At 32.9% G+C, this 26,219-nt stretch carries 24 protein-coding genes; 13 read left to right on the top strand and 11 right to left on the bottom strand.

Going from position 1 to position 26,219, the window contains the following annotated elements:
• Window positions 1–61 precede the first annotated feature (61 nt).
• Window positions 62–1,102 (top strand): 23S rRNA (adenine(2503)-C(2))-methyltransferase RlmN, encoded by a 1,041-nt coding sequence (rlmN, locus tag ACKTTR_RS02995; protein WP_408026458.1) that lies wholly within the window; start codon window positions 62–64, stop codon window positions 1,100–1,102.
• A gap of 28 nt (window positions 1,103–1,130) precedes the next feature.
• Window positions 1,131–2,108 (top strand): polyprenyl synthetase family protein, encoded by a 978-nt coding sequence (locus tag ACKTTR_RS03000; protein ID WP_408026459.1) that lies wholly within the window; start codon window positions 1,131–1,133, stop codon window positions 2,106–2,108.
• A gap of 63 nt (window positions 2,109–2,171) precedes the next feature.
• Here ACKTTR_RS03000 and ACKTTR_RS03005 read toward each other — a convergent pair whose 3' ends face one another.
• From ACKTTR_RS03005 to miaB, 9 genes are all read right to left on the bottom strand, one after another.
• The gene (locus ACKTTR_RS03005; RefSeq protein ID WP_408026460.1) at window positions 2,172–2,600 is read right to left on the bottom strand and encodes a hypothetical protein; all 429 of its coding nucleotides are present in this window, start codon (window positions 2,598–2,600) and stop codon (window positions 2,172–2,174) included.
• A 104-nt stretch (window positions 2,601–2,704) separates the two neighbouring features.
• Window positions 2,705–3,685 (bottom strand): alpha/beta hydrolase family protein, encoded by a 981-nt coding sequence (locus tag ACKTTR_RS03010; protein WP_408026461.1) that lies wholly within the window; start codon window positions 3,683–3,685, stop codon window positions 2,705–2,707.
• 247 nt (window positions 3,686–3,932) lie between these two features.
• On the bottom strand, window positions 3,933–5,567 hold the full coding sequence (groL, locus tag ACKTTR_RS03015) for a chaperonin GroEL (RefSeq protein ID WP_408026462.1): 1,635 nt from the start codon (window positions 5,565–5,567) through the stop codon (window positions 3,933–3,935).
• A 95-nt stretch (window positions 5,568–5,662) separates the two neighbouring features.
• A complete protein-coding gene (locus tag ACKTTR_RS03020) occupies window positions 5,663–5,938 on the bottom strand; it encodes a co-chaperone GroES (RefSeq protein WP_047788560.1) in 276 nt (91 codons plus the stop codon).
• A 163-nt stretch (window positions 5,939–6,101) separates the two neighbouring features.
• The gene (secG, locus tag ACKTTR_RS03025; protein WP_408026463.1) at window positions 6,102–6,446 is read right to left on the bottom strand and encodes a preprotein translocase subunit SecG; all 345 of its coding nucleotides are present in this window, start codon (window positions 6,444–6,446) and stop codon (window positions 6,102–6,104) included.
• Window positions 6,447–7,190, bottom strand: coding sequence for a hypothetical protein (locus tag ACKTTR_RS03030; RefSeq protein WP_408026464.1), 744 nt, complete (start codon window positions 7,188–7,190; stop codon window positions 6,447–6,449). It lies immediately after the preceding gene.
• Between the two features lie 4 nt (window positions 7,191–7,194).
• A complete protein-coding gene (locus ACKTTR_RS03035) occupies window positions 7,195–7,701 on the bottom strand; it encodes an LptE family protein (protein ID WP_408026465.1) in 507 nt (168 codons plus the stop codon).
• Between the two features lie 36 nt (window positions 7,702–7,737).
• Window positions 7,738–8,970, bottom strand: a complete 1,233-nt coding sequence (locus ACKTTR_RS03040; RefSeq protein WP_408026466.1) for a sigma-54 interaction domain-containing protein — start codon at window positions 8,968–8,970, stop codon at window positions 7,738–7,740.
• An 84-nt stretch (window positions 8,971–9,054) separates the two neighbouring features.
• Window positions 9,055–10,509 (bottom strand): tRNA (N6-isopentenyl adenosine(37)-C2)-methylthiotransferase MiaB, encoded by a 1,455-nt coding sequence (gene miaB, locus ACKTTR_RS03045; RefSeq protein ID WP_408026467.1) that lies wholly within the window; start codon window positions 10,507–10,509, stop codon window positions 9,055–9,057.
• 199 nt (window positions 10,510–10,708) lie between these two features.
• Between miaB and topA the strand changes: the two genes are divergently transcribed.
• The 7 genes from topA to ACKTTR_RS03080 all read left to right on the top strand — a co-directional run bounded on the left by topA (window position 10,709) and on the right by ACKTTR_RS03080 (window position 20,167).
• Complete coding sequence (gene topA / locus ACKTTR_RS03050) at window positions 10,709–13,195, top strand: type I DNA topoisomerase (protein WP_408026468.1); 2,487 nt, start codon at window positions 10,709–10,711, stop codon at window positions 13,193–13,195.
• 58 nt (window positions 13,196–13,253) lie between these two features.
• On the top strand, window positions 13,254–14,414 hold the full coding sequence (locus ACKTTR_RS03055; protein WP_408026469.1) for a formimidoylglutamase: 1,161 nt from the start codon (window positions 13,254–13,256) through the stop codon (window positions 14,412–14,414).
• Between the two features lie 96 nt (window positions 14,415–14,510).
• Window positions 14,511–15,890 carry a T9SS ring complex lipoprotein PorK/GldK gene (porK, locus tag ACKTTR_RS03060; RefSeq protein ID WP_408026470.1) on the top strand — a complete coding sequence of 460 codons (1,380 nt, stop codon included), beginning with the start codon at window positions 14,511–14,513 and terminating at the stop codon, window positions 15,888–15,890.
• A gap of 50 nt (window positions 15,891–15,940) precedes the next feature.
• Window positions 15,941–16,582 carry a type IX secretion system motor protein PorL/GldL gene (gene porL, locus ACKTTR_RS03065; protein WP_274639177.1) on the top strand — a complete coding sequence of 214 codons (642 nt, stop codon included), beginning with the start codon at window positions 15,941–15,943 and terminating at the stop codon, window positions 16,580–16,582.
• Between the two features lie 43 nt (window positions 16,583–16,625).
• A complete protein-coding gene (gene porM, locus ACKTTR_RS03070; RefSeq protein WP_408026471.1) occupies window positions 16,626–18,161 on the top strand; it encodes a type IX secretion system motor protein PorM/GldM in 1,536 nt (511 codons plus the stop codon).
• A 19-nt stretch (window positions 18,162–18,180) separates the two neighbouring features.
• Window positions 18,181–19,041 (top strand): type IX secretion system ring subunit PorN/GldN, encoded by an 861-nt coding sequence (porN, locus tag ACKTTR_RS03075; RefSeq protein ID WP_369919289.1) that lies wholly within the window; start codon window positions 18,181–18,183, stop codon window positions 19,039–19,041.
• 76 nt (window positions 19,042–19,117) lie between these two features.
• Window positions 19,118–20,167, top strand: a complete 1,050-nt coding sequence (locus ACKTTR_RS03080) for an NAD(P)/FAD-dependent oxidoreductase (RefSeq protein ID WP_408026472.1) — start codon at window positions 19,118–19,120, stop codon at window positions 20,165–20,167.
• Window positions 20,168–20,238: 71 nt separating this feature from the next.
• On the opposite strand, the gene ACKTTR_RS03085 is transcribed toward ACKTTR_RS03080, so the two are convergent.
• A complete protein-coding gene (locus ACKTTR_RS03085; RefSeq protein WP_408026473.1) occupies window positions 20,239–20,634 on the bottom strand; it encodes a DUF983 domain-containing protein in 396 nt (131 codons plus the stop codon).
• Window positions 20,635–20,753: 119 nt separating this feature from the next.
• Here ACKTTR_RS03085 and ACKTTR_RS03090 point away from each other — a divergent pair, with 119 nt between their 5' ends.
• Window positions 20,754–22,670: an ABC-F family ATP-binding cassette domain-containing protein gene (locus tag ACKTTR_RS03090; protein WP_408026474.1), complete on the top strand. Its 1,917-nt coding sequence runs from the start codon at window positions 20,754–20,756 to the stop codon at window positions 22,668–22,670.
• Window positions 22,671–22,701: 31 nt separating this feature from the next.
• On the opposite strand, the gene ACKTTR_RS03095 is transcribed toward ACKTTR_RS03090, so the two are convergent.
• On the bottom strand, window positions 22,702–23,250 hold the full coding sequence (locus ACKTTR_RS03095) for a hypothetical protein (protein ID WP_408026475.1): 549 nt from the start codon (window positions 23,248–23,250) through the stop codon (window positions 22,702–22,704).
• Window positions 23,251–23,550: 300 nt separating this feature from the next.
• Between ACKTTR_RS03095 and ACKTTR_RS03100 the strand changes: the two genes are divergently transcribed.
• From ACKTTR_RS03100 to ACKTTR_RS03110, 3 genes are read left to right on the top strand one after another with little or no spacing between them, the layout of a single operon-like run.
• Window positions 23,551–24,414, top strand: a complete 864-nt coding sequence (locus ACKTTR_RS03100; protein WP_408026476.1) for a winged helix-turn-helix domain-containing protein — start codon at window positions 23,551–23,553, stop codon at window positions 24,412–24,414.
• A 31-nt stretch (window positions 24,415–24,445) separates the two neighbouring features.
• Window positions 24,446–25,387 (top strand): 1-aminocyclopropane-1-carboxylate deaminase/D-cysteine desulfhydrase, encoded by a 942-nt coding sequence (locus tag ACKTTR_RS03105; RefSeq protein WP_408026477.1) that lies wholly within the window; start codon window positions 24,446–24,448, stop codon window positions 25,385–25,387.
• Window positions 25,387–26,181, top strand: coding sequence for a glucosaminidase domain-containing protein (locus ACKTTR_RS03110; RefSeq protein WP_408026478.1), 795 nt, complete (start codon window positions 25,387–25,389; stop codon window positions 26,179–26,181). The genes ACKTTR_RS03105 and ACKTTR_RS03110 overlap by 1 nt, the downstream gene beginning before the upstream one ends.
• The last annotated feature ends 38 nt before the right edge of the window (window positions 26,182–26,219 follow it).

Here is a 26,219-nt window from a genome sequence, read left to right on the forward strand (position 1 = left end):
TTTTTAACCATTAACAAAACCTCACAAGTTACTTGTGAGGTTTTGTGTATTTTTGTACCTGATGAAAGTAAAGAAGAAAGACATACGTGCATTAACTAAGGAACAACTCCGTGATTTTTTTGTTGAAAACGGAGATAAAGCCTTTCGAGGTAACCAAGTATATGAATGGTTATGGCATAAAGCAGCACATTCGTTTGATGATATGACAAGTTTATCTAAAGCAACAAGAAAAATGCTTGACGAGAACTTTGTAATCAATCATATAGAAGTTGATACAATGCAACGTAGTAATGATGGTACAATTAAAAATGCAATTAAACTCCATGATGGGTTAATTGTAGAATCTGTTTTAATTCCTACTGAAAAACGTACCACAGCTTGTGTGTCTAGTCAAGTAGGTTGTAGTTTAGATTGTAAATTTTGTGCAACAGCTCGTTTAAAACGTATGCGTAATTTGAATGCAGATGAAATCTACGATCAAGTTGTAGCAATTGACAAACAAAGTAGACTATACCATAACCATAAACTATCAAATATTGTTTTTATGGGAATGGGAGAGCCTTTAATGAATTACAACAATGTAATTAAAGCTATTGGTAAAATAACTTCAGAAGAGGGCTTGGGAATGGCAGCTCGTAGAATTACGGTGTCAACTTCTGGTGTACCTAAAATGATTAAAAAAATGGCAGATGATGAAGTGCGTTTTAATTTAGCAGTTTCATTACACTCAGCTATAGATGAGGTTCGAACATCTATTATGCCATTCAATGCTACTTTTCCATTAAAAGATTTAAAAGAGTCTTTGGAGTATTGGTATGAAAAAACTAGACGAAAAATAACGTATGAGTACGTTGTTTGGAATGGAATTAACGATCGAAAAGAAGATATTGATGCGTTGGTACAGTTCTGTAAATATGTTCCGTGCAAAGTCAATTTAATTGAATATAATCCTATAGATGATGGAGAGTTTCAACAAGCATCAGATAGAGCTTTAAACAATTATATATCTAATCTTGAAATGAATGATATTGTGGTAAATGTGCGTCGTTCTAGAGGAAAAGATATTGATGCGGCTTGTGGGCAATTAGCAAATAAAAGTTAAAGATTAATTCCTTACTTTTGATATCCGAATGAAGCCAGTAGAGCAAATAAAACTTCCGATTGCTAAAGAAATGGAACTCTTTGAAACTAAGTTCAAAGACTCGATGTTATCTAAAGTTCCATTATTAAACAGAATTACTTATTATATCGTTCGCAGAAAGGGAAAACAAATGCGACCAATGTTTGTTTTTTTGGTAGCAAAAATGGTTTCTAATGGCGGTTTTGATGAACGTACATATAGAGGAGCATCAGTAGTAGAATTAATTCATACAGCAACATTGGTACACGATGACGTAGTCGATGATAGTAACCGACGTCGTGGTTTTTTCTCAATCAATGCGCTTTGGAAGAATAAAATAGCTGTTTTAGTAGGTGATTATTTACTTTCAAAAGGATTACTACTCTCTATAGATAATGAAGATTTCGATTTACTAAAACTCATATCTATAGCGGTTCGAGAAATGAGTGAAGGAGAGTTGTTACAGATTGAAAAAGCTCGTAAACTCGACATTACTGAAGAGGTGTATTTTGAAATTATTCGCCAAAAAACAGCAACATTAATTGCAGCTTGTTGTGGTATTGGTGCGGCATCAGTTGGTGCGAATAATGAAACAGTGCAGCAAATGCGAAAGTTTGGAGAGTATATAGGTATCGCTTTTCAAATTAAGGATGATTTATTCGATTACACAGAAGATAAAATTGGAAAACCAACGGGAATAGATATCAAAGAACAAAAGATGACACTTCCACTGATTTACACATTGAATACTTGTTCTTCTAAAGAAAAATCGTGGTTAATCAATTCGGTAAAAAAACATAACAAAAACAAAAAAAGAGTAAAAGAAGTAATTGCTTTTGTGAAAGAAAATGGTGGTTTAGAATATACAACAGCCAAAATGCACGATTATAAAAACAAAGCATTGGCTATTTTAGATAATTTTCCTGATTCAGAATATAAAAGTTCCTTACTTCAAATGATTGATTATGTTGTGGAGCGTAAGATTTAAAAATAAATAAAAACCCTCGAGAGAATCTTGAGGGTTTTTATGGTATTTGTTTTGAAATATCTTTTACAATTTATAGATATATATTTTTTGGTCAAAACCAGGATTAGACCTGACTATTTTATTTATTTCTTTCATTCTTATTTGGTCTAAAAGATAGAGTCTGTTAATACCATCTCCTAAAATAACTTCATTATCAATAATAATTGTAGTTACTGTAGGGCTAGGTTTACCAAACTCTTTTAATTTCCTTGTATTAGAGTTTTCGAGGTTACTTGTATTGCTTATTCTTAGGTAATCTATCAATTTACTTAGTTGCATACTTTTAAGTCTAAAATCCTTTTGTAAAAAATCTAAAAGCAATTGGTTTGATTTTATTTCGTTGTTATCAACTATAATATCAAATGGTTTTACTTTCGGTTGTTTTTCTTCTTGAGCAGATAAGCTTAAAGAAATTAAAGTTAAAATAACAAGTAATAAGTCTTTTGTTTTCATAGTGTTATATTTTTAGTATTAAACTAGAAGAATAACAAAAACTAGGCCAAATAAAAACCTCGAGATTTTCTCGAGGGTTTTTGGTTAATAAACAAACTAATTACCTAATAAGTACTGTGGTATTTTACCATTTGTAATTGATAGTATCCTGATAAGTTTTTAACTCCAAAATGTCCATATGGAGCTGAATCATAATACTTTTCTCCGTCTTGAGTGTTAATTCTACAGGTGTTTTTTCCGTAAACAATGCAGCCATAGCCAATAACTTGATCAGCGGAGCTCCATATAGAATAAACATTATTAGCTTCTTTTACAGGGTTGCTATTTAATTCGGTTAAAAAATCAGAAACACCATAAGGACCTGTTCCCCAAAGAAGATATCCAGGATAAAAACCGTTTACATCATTACAGGTTGGAACTCCAGTACCAGAATAATAGCATGAAGTTAAACCTCGGTTTGCGCCAGCAATTCCTATAAAAGTATCTACATAATCTAATGGACTGCCTAAGCTATAGGAACCATAATTTTCATCATAAGCATTGCCTCCTTTAAGTGCCTTTCTACCTAATGTAACTCCCATTGAGTGTCCTATAACATCTATTTTTTGAGCATTTGTATAACTTTTTACAGCTTGTATGAAAGCTCTAACTCTTTCTAAAAATTCTTTACTATGGTAGTTTGAAGAAGCATTGTAAGGGTTAGCATCTCCCCAAGTAAAAGTATACAACTCGTTGGAGTTGTATCCGTTATTTAAAAAATAGTTAATGGGGTCTTCCCAACCGTCAGCTTTATCACTATTGCCATGTATAAAGATAACAGGCTGATTATTTAACGTTTCAGAGCTAGAAGTTTTACCACCATAACTATAACCTACACTCCCTTTAAAATTATAAGAGTCATATCCGTTTTGTTGAAGCCAATTATTAAAGTGATCAGTGATTTGAAATGTGCCAGTACTTTTATTTAGTATTGTTGGTGTTTCATAAGAACTGTTACCCTCTATTAATTCATCCTCACTTTCACTTGAACAAGCTATTAATAAGATAGAAAAAACAAATACAATAGAACCATATTTTTTTAACATAATTAATTTAGTTTTTGGGGTTTCAATACCCACAATTTACATAAGAAGAATATTGTAATTATTAAAATGTAATTGTTTGTTAAGTAGACTATTATGTTTGTTGTATTCTTTTTGATGCTGATTTGTGTTCTTCCATGTAATATTTTCAGACTTTTTTACTTTTATCCATAAGAGTGAGACTTTGGATAACAAAAAACCTCGAGAATTATCTCGAGGTTTTTAAATATTTAGGTGTCGAGCTTCTCGACTACATCATTCCTGGCATTCCACCACCCATTGGAGGCATTCCACCACCTGGGTTATCTTCTTTAATGTCTACTAAAGCACACTCAGTAGTTAAGATCATTCCAGCAACAGATGCAGCATTTTCTAAAGCTACACGAGTTACTTTCTTAGGATCAATAATACCAGCCTCTAACATATCTACATATTGTTCAGATTTTGCATCGTAACCAAAGTTTTGGTTTTCCTCTAAAACTTTATTGATTACAACTGAACCTTCACCACCAGCATTTTCAACAATCGTACGTAAAGGAGATTCAATAGCTCTATTTACAATTTGAATACCTGTAGTTTCATCTAAGTTTTCTGTAGTAATTGTTTCTAATACTTTTTTAGCACGTACTAGAGCAACACCTCCACCAGCTACGATACCTTCTTCTACAGCAGCTCTTGTAGCGTGTAGAGCATCATCAACACGATCTTTCTTTTCTTTCATTTCTACTTCAGAAGCAGCTCCAACATATAGTACAGCAACTCCGCCAGCTAACTTCGCTAAACGCTCTTGTAATTTCTCACGATCGTAATCAGAAGTAGTCGTTTCAATTTGTGCTTTGATTTGGTTTACACGAGCTTTGATTTGTGCTTCGTCACCAGAACCATTTACAATTGTTGTATTATCCTTATCAATAGTTACTGTTTCAGCAGTTCCTAATAAATCTAAAGTTGCATTTTCTAAAGAGAAACCTCTTTCTTCAGAAATTACGGTACCACCAGTTAAAATAGCGATGTCTTCTAACATTGCTTTTCTACGATCACCAAATCCTGGAGCTTTTACAGCAGCGATTTTTAATCCACCACGTAATTTGTTAACTACTAAAGTAGCTAAAGCTTGTCCATCAACATCTTCAGCAATAATTAATAAAGGTTTTCCTGATTGAGCAACTGGCTCTAAAATTGGAAGGATTTCTTGTAAGTTAGAAATCTTTTTATCGAATAATAAGATATAAGGATTGTCTAAGTCAGCAATCATTTTATCAGCATCTGTTACAAAGTATGGAGATAAGTATCCACGATCAAATTGCATTCCTTCAACAACATCAACATAAGTATCTGTTCCTTTTGCTTCTTCAACAGTAATAACCCCTTCTTTTCCAACTTTTCCAAATGCTTCAGCGATTAAATTACCAATTACTGCATCGTTATTAGAAGAAATTGCAGCTACTTGCTTAATTTTTTCTGACGAATCACCAACTTCTTTAGATTGTTTTGCTAAATCTTCTGTAATAGCCGCAACAGCTTTATCTATACCGCGTTTTAAATCCATTGGATTTGCACCTGCAGCAACATTTTTTAATCCTTCTTTAACGATTGCTTGAGCTAGTACAGTTGCAGTAGTAGTACCATCACCTGCTAAATCGTTAGTTTTAGAAGCTACTTCTTTTACCATTTGAGCTCCCATGTTTTCTAACTCATCTTCTAACTCTACTTCTTTAGCTACAGAAACTCCATCTTTAGTTACATGAGGAGCTCCGAAAGATTTAGAAATAATAACGTTACGTCCTTTAGGTCCTAAAGTTACTTTTACTGCATTTGCTAATGCATCTACACCGCGCTTTAATCCATCACGAGCGTCTACATCAAATTTTATATCTTTTGCCATTTTGTTTAAGTTTTTTAGTCTTAGCTTATAGCTTTCGACCTGTTTTTTAATTTTGTTTAGTTGGCTAATAGCAGAATGCTAATAGCAAAGAAATTTTAGATAATAGCGAAGATGTCGCTTTCTCTCATAATTAAATAATCTTTTCCTTCTAATTTAAGCTCAGTACCAGCGTACTTTCCGTATAAAACAGTATCACCAACTTTTACAGTTAAAGGCTCATCTTTTGTTCCGTTTCCTACGGCTACGACAGTACCTTTTTGTGGTTTTTCCTTTGCGTTGTCAGGGATGATAATTCCTGATGCTGTAGTAGTTTCTGCTGCAGCTGGTTCAACAAGAACTCTGTCTGCTAAAGGTTTAATGTTTAATCCCATTTTATATATTTTGATTGATTAAATTAATTTTTACTGGTTAAGTTTTGTCAGAAATTATGCCAATAGATTTTTGCTGACAATTTTTCTAATACATTAGATTAACAAATAAAAAAAATGCCAACGTGTCATTTACGTTGGCATTTTATATTCTATTTTTTAGAAACTATTGAGCGCTGTCTTTAGCAGTATCTGTCGCTGCTGGTGTAGCAGGAGTTGTTGTAGTTTCAATATTGTTTAAAGTTTCATTTAATTGAGGAGCGTCAGCTGCATTTCCTCTTGGAATAGCAAAGTTAGCTATTAAGATTAAAGCAAACATAGTAATAGCTAATGTCCAAGTAGTTCTGTCTAAAAAGCTATTCGTATTTTGTACACCTCCAATATTTTGAGCTCCACCGCCTCCAAATGATGAAGATAATCCTCCACCTTTAGGATTTTGAACCATTACAATTAAGATTAATGCTATTGCAACAATCAATATTAAAACTAAAAGTAAAGTATACGTTGTCATCTATTTATTGTTTTGTAAAATTTGTATTCTTTTAATTTGGTCTGCAAAGAAACCACTTTTTTCTGGATATTTCAAACTTAATATTTTATATGCTTGAATAGCACTATCATATTTCTTTTGTTCTAAATATACTTTAGCCAAAGTTTCGGTAGCTAATTGATTATTTTGTTGATTTTCGGATATTTTTATATCCGAAGTATTTGTTTTGTTAGGACGAGAAATTTTTGGAGCCGTTTCAATAAAACGATCAATAATAGCTTCGTACTCAGATTTAACTGGAGTTTTCTTTGTTTGTTCTTCTGAAGGTTTATTATCTAAAGTTCTAACAATAGCTTTTTTTGATGATAGCTGTAACCATTGATTGAAAGAAAAAGTTTCGTTCTGTGTGAAAGAAAGTGGTTTACCAATAGCTAAATCTTCCTCTACTGCTGAAACTTTTGTCTGTTTTCTTTTAGGAAGAATTTTATCTTTTAAACTAGTTTTTTCTTCTTTTTTAGGGGCTTCTTTAAAAGCTTCCGAAGTAATAAAATCAAATAAAACAGTTCTGTCACTGGTGTGAGCTGCCGTTATTTTTAACTCGTTGTTGTATTTATAACTTTCTTGATTTTTTAAAATTTTTAAACGAAGCGCTCTAGCTGATTGAAAATAAGGATATTCTTGAATAATATCAGTAATGTCTGAAAGATGTTCTTGCGAAATTAATTCAGGCTTTTCTAATAACTGTATGTATAAATCCTTATTCAAAAAATTACCATTTTGCCACTGAGGCATTAAAAATATCTTGCGTAATACGTTCTATAATCTCATCTAAAGCAGTTTCTAAAACTCCTCCTGTTAACTGTTGATTAGCTCCGTAATCGTAGTAAAAAGAAAAACGTTTTTCAAAGTTATCTTTCTCTTCTAAAGCATTTATAAAGTTTACATTTACAGTGATTGTTAATCGGTTTTGAGCAGCTGTTTGTTGAGCTGTTGCACTCATTGGTGTAATACGATAGTCAACAATTTCACCAGAAAAATGTAAATCACCACCAGAATTAACCAAGGTTAAATTAGTTTGACGTGTAAATAAATCTTGTAAATCTTGTGTGAATTTTTGGCTTAGTATTGGTTCAACTAATGGTGCTTGGTTAGGGAAAAAATCAACCTGAATTGTTTTTGCATTTCCTGTGTTTCCACCCGTAAAGGAATATGCGCCACAACCAATAATAGTTGTTAAACCAATAAATAACGATATTATATAAAGAGTTTTTTTCATTTAAAATTGAATGAGTTGTAAAAGTAAACAAATAGATTACAAGTCGTATTGCTTAATTTTTCGGTATAAAGTTCTTTCGGATATTCCTAATTCTTTGGCAGCTAACTTACGTTTTCCGTTATTTTTTTCGAGAGACTTTTTTATCATTTCAATTTCCTTTTCTTGTAATGATAAGCTTTCGTCTTCTTCAATTGTTTCTGCATAGTCATAATCATTTTGAAGAGAAGGTGATTTTGGAATTTGTACTACTTCAATGTTTGAAGCTTCCGATAAATCTTGATCTTGATATATGCGTTCAATTAAGCGATGATTGTCTTCTTGAACCTGTTCAGAATTTCCACTTTGCATTAAGTCTAATGTCAATTTTTTTAGATCATTAATGTCATTACGCATATCAAACAAGATTTTATACATAATATCTCGTTCATTAGCAAAATCGGATTGACTGGTAGTTTTACCTCCGACAACAGCAGGTAAGTTACTACGGTTTTCAGGTAAATATTGAACTAGTTTTTCTGGAGTAATGAATCTGTCTTCTTCAACTATCGATACTTGTTCTGCAATGTTTTTTAATTGACGAATATTTCCAGGAAAATGATAATTCAATAAAACCTTTACAGCATTTTCACCTAACCTGATAGTTGGCATTCTATATTTTTGAGCAAAATCGGCAGCAAACTTTCTGAACAGTAAATGTATATCTTCTCCACGTTCTCTTAAAGGAGGTAGCGGAATTTCTATAGTGCTTAAACGATAATATAAATCTTCACGAAATTTCTCTTTAGAAATAGCTTCGTGCATATTCACGTTGGTTGCAGCTACAATACGAACATTTGTTTTTTGTACTTGTGAAGATCCTACTTTTATAAATTCTCCATTTTCTAATACACGTAACAAGCGGACTTGAGTTGTTAATGGTAATTCACCAACTTCATCTAAAAAGATAGTACCACCATCTGCAACTTCAAAATACCCTTTTCTTGTTTGTGTAGCTCCCGTAAAAGCTCCTTTTTCATGCCCAAATAATTCACTGTCAATGGTTCCTTCAGGAATAGCACCACAGTTTACAGCAATATATTTTGCATGTTTTCTGTGTGATAATTGATGAATTATTTTTGGGATATTTTCTTTTCCAACACCACTTTCACCAGTAACTAGTACCGAAATATCAGTAGGAGCAACACGAATCGCTTTTTCAATAGCGCGATTTAGTTGTACATCGTTACCGATAATGCCAAAGCGTTGTTTTATAGCTTGTAAATTTTCCATTTATATAGTTTTAAAGTTTTTTGATTCAAAAATTTGAAAGAAATAAGTATTCAAACTCTTAAACGACTAAACTTTTACTAAAAATTAATTGTTTTCTGAATATCCAACAGCCGTACCTTTTAAGGTAGTAGAAGTACAATCTTCAATTTTTACATTTACAAAATCACCCATTTTATAGTGTTCCTTAGGGAAAACAACAACGGTGTTTTGTGTGTTACGACCTTTCCATTCGTTTTCGTTTCTTTTTGAAGTTCCTTCAATTAAAACTTCTTGAATTTTGCCTACATGTTCTTTAGCTCTGTATAAACTATGTTCTTGTTGTAGGTTAATGATTTCTTGTAAACGACGTTTTTTGATAGCTAAAGGAACATCATCTTCCATTTTCTTAGCTGCTAAGGTTCCTGGTCTTTCCGAATATGCAAACATAAATCCGAAGCTATATTTTACATAGTTCATCATGTCTAAAGTATCAAGATGATCTTCTTCAGTTTCTCCACAGAAACCGGCAATCATATCTTGACTTAAAGCCATTTCAGGAACAATTTTGTAGATATTGTCAACTAATTCCATGTACTCTTCACGAGTGTGTTGACGGTTCATAGCTTTTAGCATATTATTACTTCCACTTTGAACAGGTAAGTGAATATACTTACAAATGTTTTGGTGTTTTGCCATAACATGAATCACATCCAGCGTCATATCCTGTGGATTAGAAGTAGAAAAACGGAAACGCATTTTAGGAAACTCAGTAGCACACATATCTAATAATTGAGCGAAATCTACTGCAGAAGCCTGTGCTAATTCAGATGCTTTTTTGAAATCTTTTTTCAATCCACCACCATACCATAAATAAGAATCAACATTCTGTCCTAATAAGGTAATTTCTTTGAAGTTCTTTTCTTGCATGCTGCGGATCTCTTCAATAATACTCTTAGGGTCACGACTACGTTCACGACCACGAGTAAAAGGAACCACACAGAATGTACACATATTATCACAACCACGAGTAATTGATACAAATGCAGAAACTCCGTTAGAGTTTAAACGAACAGGAGAAACATCAGCATAAGTTTCTTCCTTTGATAAAATTACATTTACAGCATCACGACCCGCATCAACTTCTTCAATTAAATTAGGTAAGTCACGATAAGCATCAGGACCAACAACTAAGTCAACGATTTTTTCTTCCTCTAAAAATTTTTCCTTTAATCGTTCCGCCATACAACCTAATACACCAACCTTCATAGTTGGGTTAGTTTTTTTAACAGCGTTGTATTTTTGAAGCCTGTTACGAACAGTGGTTTCTGCTTTTTCACGAATAGAGCAGGTGTTTACCAATACTAAATCAGCCTCCTCTAGGTTTTGTGTAGTGTTAAAACCTTGTTCAGCTAAAATTGACGCCACAATTTCGCTATCGTTCATATTCATTTGACAACCATAACTTTCAATAAAAAGCTTCTTGTTGTTTCCTTCTTTGTGATCTGTAACAAGGGCTTTTCCTTGTTTTTTCTCATCAATTACTTTCTCTACGTGTTCCATAAATCGTTAAATCGTACTAAAATAGGCTGCAAAGATACAACCAAAAAGTGTAATTTGTGACAAATTGACATGGATTGTTTTTTTAAGAAAAAGTAAAATTTTGTTAAAAACGACCCATTAAAAAAAAACTATATACTTTTGCAAACTGAATTATACCTATATTATTAAGGTGTAAAATGAGATAAGAGATATAAGACGTATGGCAAAAAATTTAGTAATAGTTGAGTCACCTGCTAAGGCGAAAACAATAGAGAAGTTTTTAGGAAAGGACTTTCAGGTTGAATCGAGTTTTGGACACATTGCAGACTTACCATCAAAGGAGTTGGGTGTAAATGTAGAAGGAGATTTCAAACCGAAGTATATAGTTTCTACCGATAAAAAAGCGGTGGTAAAAAAACTAAAAGACTTAGCAAAGAAAGCAGAAACTGTTTGGTTAGCATCCGATGAAGACCGCGAGGGAGAGGCTATAGCATGGCACTTAGCGGAACAATTAAAACTAAAAGATGAAAACACTAAACGTATTGTTTTTAACTCTATTACTAAAAAAGCAATTTTAAAAGCAATAGAAAATCCACGTACAATTAATTATAACCTTGTTGATGCACAACAAGCACGACGTGTGTTAGATAGAATTGTAGGATATGAATTATCGCCTGTTCTATGGAGAAAAGTAAAACCGGGATTATCAGCAGGTAGGGTACAATCGGTTGCAGTACGTTTAATAGTGGAGCGTGAAAGAGAAATTGAAGGATTTACACCGGTAGCTTCTTATCGTGTTGACGCGGAGTTTGTAAATGCAGAAGGGAAAAAGTTTAAAGCAAAATTAGCGAAAAACTTTTCAACAAAAAAAGAAGCTGAAGACTTCTTGAATTCTTGTTTAGGAGCAGAATTCTCTGTAGCTGATTTACAAAAAAAACCAGCAAAAAAATCTCCAGCACCACCATTTACAACATCTACCTTACAACAGGAAGCGTCAAGGAAATTAGGCTTTCCTGTTGCTAAAACCATGATGGTAGCACAACGTTTATATGAAGCAGGGTTAATAACCTACATGAGAACAGATAGTGTAAATTTATCTGATGATGCAAAAAATGCTGCTCAAGAAGAAATTATAGCTTCTTATGGGGAAGAATATAGTAAGCCACGTAATTATGCGACTAAATCTAAAGGAGCGCAAGAAGCGCATGAGGCGATTCGTCCGACTAACATGGAGAATCATGAAATTACAGGTGAGTATGACCAAACAAGATTATATAGCTTAATTTGGAAGCGTACATTAGCTTCACAAATGAGTGAAGCTCAGTTAGAGCGTACTATTGTAAAGATAGACAACGATAAAAACAAAAAGCAATTTACTGCAAATGGAGAGGTTATTACTTTTGAAGGTTTCTTAAAAGTGTATTTGGAAGGTACGGATAATGAAGAGGAAGAGCAAGCAGGAATGTTGCCTAAAATGAAAGTGAAAGAACAATTGACTAATGATCTTATTACAGCAACAGAGCGTTACACACGACCGCCAGCAAGGTTTTCAGAAGCATCGTTAGTAAAACAATTAGAAGAGTTAGGTATCGGTCGTCCTTCTACGTATGCGCCAACTATTTCAACTATTCAAAGAAGAGAGTACATTGAGAAGGGAACAGTTGAAGGTAAAGAAAGAAAATACACACAACTAAGTTTAGTGAATCAAGAAGTATCAGAGCAAGTTTTAACTGAAAGAGTAGGTTCTGATAAAGGGAAGTTAGTACCAACAGATATAGGGAATATAGTAAACGATTTCTTAGTAGCTAATTTTGATACTATCTTAGACTATGGATTTACAGCTAAAGTAGAAAATGAGTTTGATGAAATAGCTGAAGGAAAAGAAGATTGGATAGCGATGATTAAAGATTTCTATAAAAACTTTCATGTTGTTGTAGAAGATGTTGCCGCGAATGCAGAAAGAGCAAAAGGAGAACGTTTGTTAGGAGTTGATCCGGAAAGTGGTAAGAATGTATATGTACGTTTAGGACGTTACGGAGCAATGGTGCAAATAGGAGAGGCTACTGATGAAGAGAAACCTCGTTTCGCAAGCTTACAAGGAGATCAAACAATGAATTCGATTACCTATGAAGAAGCAATGGATTTATTTAAGTTACCAAAAACACTAGGGAACTATGAAGATAAAGAGGTAGTTGTAGCTAATGGGAGATTTGGTCCTTATATTAAGTTTGATGGTAAATATGTGTCGTTAGATAAAGGAGAAAATCCAATGTCTGTAGATATGGATAGAGCTATTGAGTTGATTGAAGAAAAAAGGAAAGCAGATGCTCCTATTGGAGAATACGAGGGTATGCCAATTCAAAAAGGAGTAGGGCGTTTTGGACCGTTTATTAAATGGAATTCTATTTTTATTAACGTAAATAAAAAATATGACTTTGATAATTTAAGTCAAGCAGATTTAGAAGAATTAATTGAGGATAAAAAACGAAAAGAACGTGAAAAGCTAATCCACAATTTTGAAGAAGTGGGTATTCGTGTAGAAAAAGCACGTTGGGGACGTTTTAATGTGATAAAAGGGAAGATAAAAGTTGAGCTTCCTAAAACAACAGAAATAGAAAAACTAACACAAGAAGAGGCTGTTAAAATGATAGAGGCTAAAACGCCTAAGAAAAAAGCAGCTAAAAAGAAAGCAACCAAAAAAAAATAAAGAAGCTTTCAGAAAAAAAATAGTTTAGTATATTGCGACTCTTAAATTCCCCCTTATAATGAATATAGACTTCTTTACACCTATTGAAGACTCTGTAGCTGCTCACGTAGTTTTACAGCCATCTTCTGTATTAGGAAGAAATATTCAACTTCATACTGTTCAAGATGGTTTTCCAGATTTAACAGAAGTTACTATCGCAATTTTAGGGGTTAAAGATGATAGAGGTGCAATAGATAATTCTGGTAGTGGTAAAGAGCTACACGAAATTCGCAAACACTTATATCAGTTATTTCCTGGTAATTGGCATACACATATTGCTGATTTAGGGAATATAGAAAAAGGAAATACACTTGATGACACCTATTTTGCTGTTAAGTCATCAGTAGCATTTTTGTTGAAAAGAAATATACTTCCAATAATAATTGGAGGAGGCCAAGATTTAACTTACGCAAACTACAGAGCTTATGATGAGTTAGAGCAAACAGTTAATTTAGTAGCTGTGGATAGTCGATTTGATTTAGGAACATTAGAAGATGAGCTAAGTTCTAGATCTTATGTAAGTAGGATTGTAATGGAGCAACCAAATAATCTTTTTAACTTTAGTAATATAGGCTATCAAACATATTTTAATTCTCAAGAAGAAATAAATTTACTAGATAAACTATACTTTGATGCTTATAGGCTAGGACAAGTGAAAGATGTAACGTTAGTAGAACCTATAATGCGTGATGCAGATGTTGTGAGTATAGATATAGGTTGTGTACGACAAAGCGAAGCTCCTGCTAATAAGAATGCTTCGCCAAATGGTTTTTATGGAGAGGAAATATGTGCTATTGCACGTTATGCAGGGATTAGTGATAAAGTAACATCCTTTGGGATATACGAGTATAATAGTAAGTTAGACTCAAACTGTCAAACAGCAAATTTAATAGCTCAAGTAATTTGGTACTTTATAGAAGGAGTAAATTCAAGAGCTAAAGATTACCCGTTTGCTACAAAAGAAAGTTACCAAAAGTTTACAGTACTTTTGAATGACGATGACCCAATAAACTTTTATAAGAGTGATAAAAGTGGTCGTTGGTGGATGGAAATAAATTTAATTTCGAATAATAAACACAAAAGACATGCGTTAATACCATGTAACTATCGAGATTATGAACAGGCATTACAGCAAAAAACACCAGAAAGGTGGTATAAAGCGTTACAAAAGCTTGTTTAGAAGAAAGTTGTATGTTCTGTAAAAAATAATAACTCGTAATTGTTTTTTAATAAAAAAAATAATAGGTTTACGCCTCTTTTATAAGAAAGATATAATATGAAAAAAATAACAGTACTTGCATTGTTAGCATCTATCATCTACTCTTGTGGTTCAAGTGGAGATAGAGGAGAATTGGTAGGAGTAAAGTCTAAAAGAAAATGGTTTGCAGAAAAACCATATGGGATGGCTAAAATTCCAGGAGGATCTTTTACTATGGGTAAACAAGATGAAGATCCTATGGGAGCTATGAATGCTCCAACTAAGACTGTTACTGTACAGCCATTTTATATGGATGAAACAGAAATAACTAATAGTGAGTACAAAGCATTTGTTCATTGGGTAAGAGATTCAATTACAAGAACTAAGTTAGCTTATCAAGCTGAATTTGCCTCTTTAGGAGGAGATGAAGCAGCCAATTCTGGTAAAAATGCACAAGGAATTCAATTATATGCTTTTGCATCAAAAGATACAGTAAATGAGACCCCGTATGAAAAATACATGCGTGAAAACTATTACGAATTAGGAGAAGGCTTAGATTCATTAAAGCCATTGAACTGGGAAGAAGAGCTTATTTGGGACTCTCAAGAATACCCAGATGCAGATTATGTTGAAGTAATGGATTCTTTATATATTAAAAAAGATGAGGCTTTAAACGGGATCAGAACTTTTAATACAAAGTTGTTAAACTACAGATATTACTGGTTCGATAATGAGGCTGCTGCTAGAACGGGTAAAAATAGAAAAGACTTTTTAAGAGACGAGGTTATTAACATATATCCTGATACTACAGTATGGATTAAAGATTTCAACTATTCATATAATGATCCAATGCATCAAGAATATTTTGGGCATAAAGCGTATGAGAACTACCCTGTGGTAGGAGTTACTTGGAATCAAGCAAAAGCATTTTGTCACTGGAGAACTCAAACAAAAAATAATTTTCAAAGATCAAGACAGAAGTTAGGTTTAGTACCTGCATTCAGATTGCCAACAGAGGCTGAGTGGGAGTATGCTGCACGTGGTGGCTTAGACTATGGTAAATATCCATGGGGTGGGCCAAGTACAACGAGTGATAGAGGATGTTTCTTAGCAAACTTTAAACCAGTTCGTGGAGACTATGCAGCTGATGGAGCTTTGTATACTGTAGAAGCGATGTCTTATAACCCTAATGAGTATGGATTGTTTAATATGGCAGGTAATGTTTCTGAGTGGACAAACACAGCTTATAACCAAATGTCTTACTACATGGGGTCTACAATGAACCCTAACGTAGAGATCAAAGAAAACAGAAGAAAAATCATCCGTGGTGGATCTTGGAAAGATGTAGCATACTTTTTAGAAGTAAGTTCTCGTGACTGGGAATATGCAGATACAGCAAGAAGTTACATCGGATTCAGAACAGTACAAGATTATTTAGGTACAAATAAGAGTAATTAATAAGAAAACAAGAATAAATATTAATCCCCAAAATTTAAAAATCAAGAATTATGGCACAATCAAAATCAACTAAGAAAATGTTCAATATGGCTTACGGTTTAGGAGCCGCAGTAGTTATCATTGGAGCATTATTTAAAATTTTACACTGGCCTTTTGGAAATGAAGTATTAATGGTAGGTATGATTGTTGAAGCAGCAGTTTTCGCATTGTCAGCGTTTGAAGCAGTTGAAGACGATTTAGATTGGACAAAAGTATACCCAGAGTTAGCAGATGGTCAATCATTAGGAGGTAAAAAAGGAAAAGAAGCATCTCCAGAAGAAGCACAAAGCATGTTATCTCAAAAATTAGATAATATCTTAAGCGAAGCTAAGTTAGATGCTCAGTTAGTATCTCGTTTAGGTGATAGCATTAAAAACTTCCAAGGAGCAGTTGAGCCATTAGCTTCAGCTTCTCAATCGATTTCAGCTACTAATAGCTACAATGAGCAAATGTCTAGAGCAGCAGCTCAAATGGAGTCTTTAAACAGTTTATATCAAACACAAGTTGAAAATGCTAGTAAGCAAGCTGATTTAAATTCTGCTATGGTAGAAAATTCTCAACGTTTACAAGAGCAAATGCAGTCGTTAGCAACAAACTTATCTTCATTAAATGGAGTTTATGGAGGAATGTTAACAGCAATGTCTAATAAATAATTAATTAGTTTATCTAATTTATTAACTAAACAAACTAATTAATATGGCAGGAGGACAACTATCACCAAGGCAGAAGATGATTAACCTTATGTACTTAGTGTTTATTGCAATGTTAGCAATGAACATGAGTAAAGAGGTATTATCAGCCTTTGGATTAATGAATGAAAAGTTAACAGTAGCAAACGAAAAGGCTACTGAGAAAAATAAAACAGCTTACGAAACGTTAGCTCAAAAAGCAGCAGAACAAGCTAAACAATATGGTGAAGCTAAAGAGAAAACAGACAAGTTAAAAGTAGCTGCGGATGAATTATATGCTTATGTTGGAGATTTAAAGAGCCAAATGACTGGTGATTTAGAAGACAAGCAAGCATATGAAACAATGGATAAGTCTAAGTTTTTAGATGAATTATTCTTTAAAGGAGGTAAAATATCAAAAGCAGGACAAGAATTTGTTGCTAAGATAGATGCATTCAGAAATGATGCAGTAACGGCTTTAGAAGGTACAGAAGTTGCAGGAGTTATTGCTGCTCGCTTTAGTACAGATAAAGAAGAAAACAAAGATGGTAAGAAAATTGATTGGTTAAAATATCACTTTGAAGGATTTCCTTTAATTGCATCTTTAACTAAGTTAACTCAAATCCAAGCAGATATTAAAGCTACTGAATCTGATGCTTTAACAGCTTTATTACAAGGAGAGTTACAAAGTGCTGTGTCTATGACCAAGTATGAAGCTATGGTTGTGTTTGACAAAAGTGCTTACTATCCAGGAGAAAACTTATCTGGTAGAATTGTATTAGGTAAAAAAGATCCTAATTTAACTGCAGAGAAAGTTATTATTAACGATAAAGAAGTTGAGCAAGAAAAAATTCAAGCAGGTCAAGTTATTTTAGACGGTCCAGCTGGAAATGTAGGAGATAAGGAGTTAAAAGGAGAGTTCCAATTTAAAGAAGGAGATTCTATTGTAAAGATAGATATCAAAGGAGCTTATGCGGTTATTCCTAGACCTAATGAAGCATTAGTAGCTGCAGATAAAATGAATGTTGTATACCGTGGTTTATCTAACCCAATGACAATCTCTATTCCTGGTGTTCCTGGAAACAAAATATCAGCAAAAGCACCTGGTTTAAGAAGAGTTAAAGGAGATAAATATGTAATGAACCCAGGGAAAGGTAGTGAAGTAAACATTGTAGTTACAGGAACTCCAACTGGTGCATCTAAAGGTGTACGTTCTGTTAAGAAATTTAGAATTAAAGACATACCACCAGCGGTAGGTATGGTAAGAGGACAATACGGTACTGTGAAAATGCCTAAAGCAAGTTTAGGAAGAATAAGTGTTGCAGCTGGTTTACCAGACTTCTTATTCGATTTAAAATTAAACGTATCTAGCTTTAAAATTAAAGTGCCAGGGCAAGTTGCTATTTCAATAAGTGGAAGAACTTTGAATTCAAGAGCAAAAGCAGCTATTAACAAAGCAAGAAGAAATGATGTGATTACTATTTTTGATATTAAAGCATCAGTATCAGGTTCTAACTATAAAATTAAAAAGGTATTACCTGTTAGTGTAGAAATTACAAATTAATAAGTAAAAACAAGAAAGTATGAATTGGAAGCGTTTTTATATGGTTTTATTCGCATTTGCCATAACAAGCTATGCAAATGCACAAGCTAACCTTTTAAATGCTAAAAAGGTAGATGAAATTGGAGTTAAATCTGAAGCTCAAATTGCTTCGGAAGATGACAAACCACTTCCTTATGGCTATATTAGTGATAGAGATGTCTTGTGGTCTAAAGTGGTGTGGGAGTATGTAGATCTAAACCAAAAAATTAATCTACCTTATTATTTCCCAATTGATACTATGAATGCTGGATTAACAAGACGTTCTTTATTTGATACCCTTTTAAAGGGTATTAAAAACGGTGAAATAAAAGAAGTGTATAACGATTCTTATTTTACCACTAAGATTGGGATGGACGAAATTCAGATGATGGTTCATAATCAACGCCAGAATGGTGATTATGTAGATGATTACTACATACAATCTCAAGATATTAGAGGGTATATGTTAAAAGGATTATGGTATTTTGACAAACGTCAAGGAGAGTTAAAATATCGTTTATTAGCATTAGCTCCAATGGGACCAGATGTACAGGTTATGGGAGTTGAGGAGATTGATGATAAAGAAAATGTGTATGAGTTATTTTGGGTGTTTTTCCCAGATGCGAGAGAAACTTTACACAACTCTAAAGTATTCAATCCTGAAAATTCAGCACAACCATTGTCGTATGACAACCTGTTAAATGCTAGACGTTTCAATTCTACAATCTTAAAAGAAGAGAATATCTACGGAGACAGAGCTATTTCAGATTATATACGAGGAAACTCTTTATTTCAATTGTTAGAAGCAAACAGAATTAAAGAAGGTATCCGTAATAGAGAAATGGATATGTGGAATTATTAATATTCCTTTTCAATACAAACAAAAAAGAGCTTGCATTGCAAGCTCTTTTTTGTTGTAATAATAGTACTTTTGAACTATGAATACAGAGGTAGATTACATCATTGTTGGTTTAGGCTTATCAGGAATAGCTTTTGCAGAACAACTAATTAAAAACAATAAAAGCTTTATCGTTTTTGAAAATGACTCACAAATATCTTCAGTAGTCGCAGGAGGAGTATACAATCCTGTAATTTTAAAACGATTCACACCTGTTTGGAATGGGCATGAGCAACTGGAAAAAGCAATCCCTTTTTATAAAGAGTTAGAAGAAAAGTTACAACTTACCTTAGATTATAAGTTCACCACTAAAAAAGTATTCACTAGTGTGGGAGATGAAAACAACTGGTTCATAGCCTCAGATAAACCGATGTTGTCTCACTACATGAATCCAAAGATTTCAAAAGAAAAAATCAAAGGAATTATAGGTGATTATGGATTTGGAGAACTAAAAGGTACAGGGAGAATTGATACACCTCTGTTAGTAAAAGCTTACAAAGAATATATCAAGTCGTTAAAAAGTCTTGTAGAAGAAGCCTTTGACTATTCAAAAGTAAATATACAAGAAGACAAAGTTAGTTATGATAAAATCACAGCTAAACGAATTGTGTTTAGTGAAGGATTTGGTTTAAAGAAAAACCCATTTTTTAATTACTTACCCTTAAATGGTACCAAAGGAGAAACGATAACAATTCATGCTCCCGAATTGCAAATAGATTTTTTATTAAAAGGAAGTGTTTTTGTAATGCCGTTAGGTAACGATAATTATAAAGTAGGTGCCACTTTTAACTGGACAGACAAAACATCTATTCCAACAGAAGACGGAAGAAAAGAGTTGGAAGAAAAACTACAAAAAATAATAGCAGTTCCCTATACCGTAATTGAACAATCAGCAGGAATACGCCCTACTGTAAAAGACAGGAGGCCTTTAGTTGGAAAACACCCACAATACTCAAAATTAGCCGTTTTAAACGGTTTAGGTACGAGAGGTGTAATGATTGCACCAACGGTTGCTGAAAACTTGTTTAATCACCTAGAAAAAGGTGAAGAATTAGATAAAGAAATAAATATAAAAAGGTTCGCTGAATAGCGAACCTTTTTATATTGTTATACTTTTAAGGAACTAGAAGCTAAAAGTTAATAGCTTACTCCTAAAATAGCTTATTTTTCTGACTGTAATTCTTTAGCGTCTTTTTTGTAACTCACAAAAAGGTTAATCCAAATAATTCTTGAAAGTCGTAGCGTAATAGGTGTTAATATTAAGGAAACAACTACAATTGCTATAAAACTATGTAAAATAGATAAACCAATAAACATTTTTGCAATAATAAAAATAGCAACAAAAAGAGCCACGGCAAGAGCATAATTTACATACATGGCACCAAAGAAAAAAGAAGGTTCCATCATATATTTTAAATTACATTTTGGGCAATTTTCGTGTAAAGTAGTAACCTTTTTAGGGTTGAAGTTAAGTTTGTATTTAAAAAACTCTCCTTCATGGCAACGAGGGCATTTACCATTAAAAATACTATACAATTTACTTCCTTTTCCAAACATTTCTTATAGGTATTAAGTTCAATTAACTATTTGCTTTTTGTAAGTTTGCACAAATTTCAACAAAAATAAAACTCTCGTTTGTAACTCTAGTTACAAAACCAAAGTAATTTGCTAAAAATATGTTAAACGTACACGATGTATCAGTTTCATTTATGGGAACAGATTTGTTCTCAGGAATCACCTTTAAATTAACAAAAGGAGATCGAATAGGATTGATTGGAAAAAATGGAGCTGGAAAGTCAACCTTATTAAAAGTACTTTCTAAAGATATTGAGAATAGTGGAGGAACGCTAGCGTTTGATAAAGACGTACGCATTGGTTTTTTACGTCAAGATATTGATTTTGTACATGGAAGAACTATTTTAGAAGAAGCATATCAAGCATTTACTGAAATAAAAGAAATTGAGTTAGAGTTAGATGAGATAAATAGACAATTAGCTGAAAGAACCGATTATGAAAGTGAAGCATACAATCAGCTAATTATCGATTTAAACGAAAAAACAGAGCGTTACGAATTATTAGGAGGGTACAATTATCAAGGAGAAACGGAAAAAATATTACAAGGATTAGGTTTTCAACGAGAAGATTTTGATAAACTGACAGATACTTTCTCTGGAGGTTGGCGTATGCGTATTGAATTAGCAAAACTACTTTTACAGAATAATGATATTTTATTGCTAGATGAACCTACCAACCACTTAGATATTGAGTCAATTATTTGGTTAGAAAATTTCTTAAAAAATTATGCAGGAGCCATCGTGTTAGTATCACACGATAAGATGTTTTTAGATAACGTAACCAACCGTACCATAGAAATTTCATTAGGACAGATTTATGATTATAAAAAGCCCTATACAGAGTTTTTAAAATTACGAGCCGAAATCAAAGAAAAGCAATTACAAGCGCAAAAAAATCAACAAAAAGAAATAGAACATACTGAGAAGCTGATTGAAAAGTTTAGAGCGAAAGCCAACAAAGCTTCGATGGCACAATCACTTATTAAAAAGCTTGATAAGGTTGAACGTATTGAAGTAGATCAGGACGATAACGCAGTAATGAATGTTCGTTTTGCTATTTCGAAAGAGCCAGGGAAAATTATTGTAGAGGCTGAAAACCTATCTAAGAGTTACGGTGAAAAAGAAGTGTTGAAAGATGTTAATTTATTGATTGAGCGTAATAGTAGAATTGCTTTTGTAGGACAAAACGGACAAGGAAAATCTACTTTAGCGAAAATGATGGTAGGGGAGATTCCATTTGAAGGAAACCTAAAGCTAGGACATAATGTTGAGATAGGATATTTTGCACAGAATCAGTCGGAAGAATTGCCACCTGAGAAAACAGTGCTAGAGATTATGGAAGATGCTGCTACCGATAGTAATAGGATGCGTGTACGAGATATGTTAGGTTCGTTTTTGTTTGGTGGAGAAGCGGTAGATAAAAAAGCAAAAGTACTATCAGGAGGTGAACGAAACCGTTTAGCCTTGTGTAAGTTATTGTTATCACCTTTTAATGTGTTGATAATGGATGAGCCTACCAACCACTTAGACATAGCTTCTAAAAATGTACTGAAAAGAGCCTTACAAAACTTTGACGGAACGTTAATCGTAGTATCTCACGACCGTGATTTCTTACAAGGATTAACGACTACTGTATACGGATTTAAAGACCGAGAAATAAAAGAATATTTAGGTGATATTGATTATTTCTTAGAGCAACACAAAATGGAAAGTTTACGTGATGCTGAAAAAAGAACCGTAGTAAAAGAAGAAAAAGACATTTCTAAAAAAGAAGCTTATCAATTATCAAGGGAGCAAGAAAAGGAGCTGAAAAAGTTAAAAAACAGACTGAACAAAATAGAAACACAAATCGCAGATTTAGAAGCTGAAATTGAAAAAATAGATTTAGAACTGGCTCAGAATTACGATGAAGTTTCTGCACGCCCTAACTTTTTTGAAAACTACAAAGCTAAAAAGGCAAAAGTTGATGAGTTAATGGAAGAGTGGGAGCAAGTAGAAGAACAGGTTGCTGGGTTTTAACGGTCTTGGCTATGAGTAGTTGCACCTGCAGTTATTTCTTGCGAAATTTGGTTTTCAAGTCCTCTAAAGAACCTTCTTTTTTTTCAAGAAGTTTTCTCGATAATCCAAAACTAATAGTTATTATACTTATCGATGTTAGCGTAATGAAAATAATCAGCGTTTTGATTATTAGTTGCCTGTTCTTTTCAAATGAATCATTTTTTCCAAAAGCATAGAAATCCTCAGCAGTATTATTATGCCAAACCCATATGCAATCTCCTACTTCAGGAGGTGTTTTTGCTTTGAAAACTTCCCAGGAAACACCTCTTTTTATCATTTTTTTGAAATGTTCGTATTGTTTTGATTTTAGAGAAAATCTAATATCGTCGATTTCATTGTTATTATCATATGGCTGATATTTTATATAAATATAATCACCAGATTTAGAGTCATGATCATATATAATATTTGTTATTTTTACATTAATCAGCTTGTAATCGTCTATATGAACGGCTCTATTTATATCTCTTATTACAAAGAAAAGATATACAGGAGTAAAGAAAATGTTTAGGATTAATAGATATGCTAATATTTTTTTCAATTTTTATTAGTAATAGTTTATAAGCAGAATAAAATTACTATTATATTCCTTTTAAGGCAGGATAATCGGAAGTTTCAGCAATTTTATTCATTTCAATTTTCGAGTTTCAATATAATAAAATAATGTCATTTCGAATAAGCGATTTTATGAGCGACTGAGAAATCTCAAAATTGTGAGTTACTGATTTTAATAAGATTACTCCTTCTGGTCGGAATAACTGAGTGAAAAATGTCAAAAAAGTGTAAAAGAAATGTCAACTATTGCCTAAAGCCATTGAAAAGTAGGATATTTGTAAACAGTATGAGTAAGAATTCTAATTTAATAACTAACAAAATAAGTATCTACTTATTTGTTGTAATTACACTATTTACTTCGTGTGCTACTAACGAAAATTTTTCACAACGTGTAAAAGTTTCACTTAGAAATGTAGGACACCAGTTATTATTAAGTAATGGAGATACTTCCTCATTAGTATTACCCATACAACAGGTAAATGAGGCAACCTATAAATTAAGCTTTCAAGACAGTTTAAAAATTCAGCCTGATAGCTTAGTGATTTTGGTAAACAGGAGTTTTAAAAAGTCTAATTTTCCAACAGATTATATTTTAGAGGTAGAAAGCTGTACTAAAGAAGAAGTAGTGTATAGTTATGAAATGCGAAAAAGAGAAGAAAAATCGATTATACCCTGTAAAGGAAGAGCGTTGCCAAAGGATTGTTATTTTATAGAAGTTCAATTTCTTAAAAAGAATACATCAAATAACAGTCAGTTTATTTTTTATGGGTTGTTATTTTTAACTTTAGTGTTCAGCGTAGCGGCGTATCAAAAGAAAAGAAAAAGCAAAACAACAGCAACAGATAATGTAACTAATGTAGTAAGTTTAGGGATTTTTAAGTTTTACCCTGAGCAGAACAAATTAGTAAAACAGGCTACAGAAATTAGCTTATCTAAAAAAGAATGTGAGCTGTTAGAAATTTTTATTAGTAGACCTAACGAGATTATAAAACGAGAAGAATTAACCAAAAGAGTTTGGGAAGATAACGGAGTAGTTGTTGGAAGAAGTTTAGATACTTATATCTCTAAACTTCGTAAAAAGTTACAAGACGACACTTCTATAAAAATTACCAATATTCACGGAGTAGGATATAAGCTAGAAATAGATTAAAGACTTACTTTTGCATTGATAATTTTTTAAAATGCTGTTTCAACTAGAAATCCCTATACCTGAGAATCAACAAATTCACTTGCCTATTTTAAAAACAAAAGGAGTTGAACTTTTTGTAAAAAGGGAAGACACCATCCATCCATTTGTTTCAGGGAATAAATTCAGAAAACTGAAGTACAATATTGAAGATGCTAAAAGACAAGGTAAAGAAACCTTGTTAACTTTTGGAGGTGCTTTTTCAAATCATATTGCAGCTACTTCATCAGCAGGAAAAATTTCGGGATTTAAAACCATCGGGATTATTCGAGGTGATGAACTAGGAAAAGATGTAACGAAGACTCTTTATCAAAATGAAACTTTGAGAAATGCATACGAAAACGGAATGCAATTCAAGTTTGTTTCTAGAGAAGCGTACCGAAATAAAACCTCCGAAGAATTTATTAATCAACTAAAGAATGAATTTGGTAATTTTTATCTGGTTCCAGAAGGAGGAACGAATGCTTTAGCGGTACAAGGTTGTGAAGAGATTTTAACAAATGAAGATGAAAAATTCGATTATATTTGTTGTGCAGTAGGTACAGGAGGAACCATTTCTGGATTGATAAATGCAGCTAAAAAACATCAAAAAGTAATTGGATTTCCTGCGTTAAAAGGTGATTTTTTAGTAGAAGAAATTAAGGCTTATGTAAATAAGAATGATCATTGGAGTTTACAAAGTGAGTATCATTTTGGAGGCTACGGAAAATATAATGAGGAATTAATCCGTTTTATAAATGAATTTAAAGCGCAAACAAGTATTTTACTAGATCCTATTTATACAGGAAAAATGTTGTTTGGAATATTAGATTTAGTGGCAAAAGACACATTTCCGAGAAACAGTAAAATACTAACAATTCATACAGGAGGTTTGCAAGGAATAGCAGGAGTAAATCAGAAATTAAAGAATAAAAAACAAGAGTTAATAAAGGTTTAATGAGAATAAAGGTAGTTTTTTTAGCAACATGTGCTTTAATATTGACAAGTTGTGGATCAGGTAAAAATGTAGTGAAGAATACACCAAATGAGGTAGTTTTAGAACCCAGAGAAGAAAAAGTACCTGAATTACCGCAGTTAGAACAGATACAAAAACCATTAAAAACTACAACAAATCATACCGAGGCATATATTCAAAAGTTTGCACCGATTGCGGTTAAGAAAATGCACGAACACGGTATTCCTGCTAGTATTACTTTAGCACAAGGAGTGTTAGAATCGGGTAGTGGTAGAAGCCAGTTAGCTCGTAGATCGAATAATCACTTCGGAATTAAATGCCATAGAGGTTGGGAAGGGCATAGTGTAACTCATGATGATGATGAAAAAGGAGAGTGTTTTAGAAAATACAAATATCCTGAAACTTCGTATGAAGACCACTCGCAGTTTTTATTAACTCGTAAACGATATGCAAGCTTATTCAGGTTAAGACATACAGACTATAAAGGTTGGGCCTATGGATTGAAAAGAGCAGGATATGCAACGGACAGAAAATATCCTCAAAAGTTAATATCGATTATTAGAAAGTACAACCTAGATAAATATGATAGAGTAAGACGAGATGGTTCTTTAGCAGCGAAAACACCAACTTATAAAACAACTTCTCATAAAGTTAAAAAAGGAGATACCCTCTATTCTATATCAAGAAGGTATAATATTTCGGTACAACGATTAAAAGAAGTAAACGGATTAAGTGACAATAACATCAGTATTGGACAAGATTTGTTGGTAAAATAAAAAAAGCGGAGTGAGAACTCCGCTTCAACTAACCAAAC

Source organism: Tenacibaculum litoreum (genome assembly GCF_964513915.1).
GTDB lineage: Bacteria > Bacteroidota > Bacteroidia > Flavobacteriales > Flavobacteriaceae > Polaribacter > Polaribacter litoreum.

Excerpts from the sequence above, each read along its gene's own strand:
- rlmN (WP_408026458.1), top strand. The coding sequence starts at position 62 with ATGAAAGTAAAGAAGAAAGACATACGTGCATTAACTAAGGAACAACTC.
- ACKTTR_RS03000 (WP_408026459.1), top strand. The coding sequence starts at position 1,131 with ATGAAGCCAGTAGAGCAAATAAAACTTCCGATTGCTAAAGAAATGGAA.
- ACKTTR_RS03005 (WP_408026460.1), bottom strand. The coding sequence starts at position 2,600 with ATGAAAACAAAAGACTTATTACTTGTTATTTTAACTTTAATTTCTTTA.
- ACKTTR_RS03010 (WP_408026461.1), bottom strand. The coding sequence starts at position 3,685 with ATGTTAAAAAAATATGGTTCTATTGTATTTGTTTTTTCTATCTTATTA.
- groL (WP_408026462.1), bottom strand. The coding sequence starts at position 5,567 with ATGGCAAAAGATATAAAATTTGATGTAGACGCTCGTGATGGATTAAAG.
- ACKTTR_RS03020 (WP_047788560.1), bottom strand. The coding sequence starts at position 5,938 with ATGGGATTAAACATTAAACCTTTAGCAGACAGAGTTCTTGTTGAACCA.
- secG (WP_408026463.1), bottom strand. The coding sequence starts at position 6,446 with ATGACAACGTATACTTTACTTTTAGTTTTAATATTGATTGTTGCAATA.
- ACKTTR_RS03035 (WP_408026465.1), bottom strand. The coding sequence starts at position 7,701 with ATGAAAAAAACTCTTTATATAATATCGTTATTTATTGGTTTAACAACT.
- ACKTTR_RS03040 (WP_408026466.1), bottom strand. The coding sequence starts at position 8,970 with ATGGAAAATTTACAAGCTATAAAACAACGCTTTGGCATTATCGGTAAC.
- miaB (WP_408026467.1), bottom strand. The coding sequence starts at position 10,509 with ATGGAACACGTAGAGAAAGTAATTGATGAGAAAAAACAAGGAAAAGCC.
- topA (WP_408026468.1), top strand. The coding sequence starts at position 10,709 with ATGGCAAAAAATTTAGTAATAGTTGAGTCACCTGCTAAGGCGAAAACA.
- ACKTTR_RS03055 (WP_408026469.1), top strand. The coding sequence starts at position 13,254 with ATGAATATAGACTTCTTTACACCTATTGAAGACTCTGTAGCTGCTCAC.
- porK (WP_408026470.1), top strand. The coding sequence starts at position 14,511 with ATGAAAAAAATAACAGTACTTGCATTGTTAGCATCTATCATCTACTCT.
- porL (WP_274639177.1), top strand. The coding sequence starts at position 15,941 with ATGGCACAATCAAAATCAACTAAGAAAATGTTCAATATGGCTTACGGT.
- porM (WP_408026471.1), top strand. The coding sequence starts at position 16,626 with ATGGCAGGAGGACAACTATCACCAAGGCAGAAGATGATTAACCTTATG.
- porN (WP_369919289.1), top strand. The coding sequence starts at position 18,181 with ATGAATTGGAAGCGTTTTTATATGGTTTTATTCGCATTTGCCATAACA.
- ACKTTR_RS03080 (WP_408026472.1), top strand. The coding sequence starts at position 19,118 with ATGAATACAGAGGTAGATTACATCATTGTTGGTTTAGGCTTATCAGGA.
- ACKTTR_RS03085 (WP_408026473.1), bottom strand. The coding sequence starts at position 20,634 with ATGTTTGGAAAAGGAAGTAAATTGTATAGTATTTTTAATGGTAAATGC.
- ACKTTR_RS03090 (WP_408026474.1), top strand. The coding sequence starts at position 20,754 with ATGTTAAACGTACACGATGTATCAGTTTCATTTATGGGAACAGATTTG.
- ACKTTR_RS03100 (WP_408026476.1), top strand. The coding sequence starts at position 23,551 with ATGAGTAAGAATTCTAATTTAATAACTAACAAAATAAGTATCTACTTA.
- ACKTTR_RS03105 (WP_408026477.1), top strand. The coding sequence starts at position 24,446 with ATGCTGTTTCAACTAGAAATCCCTATACCTGAGAATCAACAAATTCAC.
- ACKTTR_RS03110 (WP_408026478.1), top strand. The coding sequence starts at position 25,387 with ATGAGAATAAAGGTAGTTTTTTTAGCAACATGTGCTTTAATATTGACA.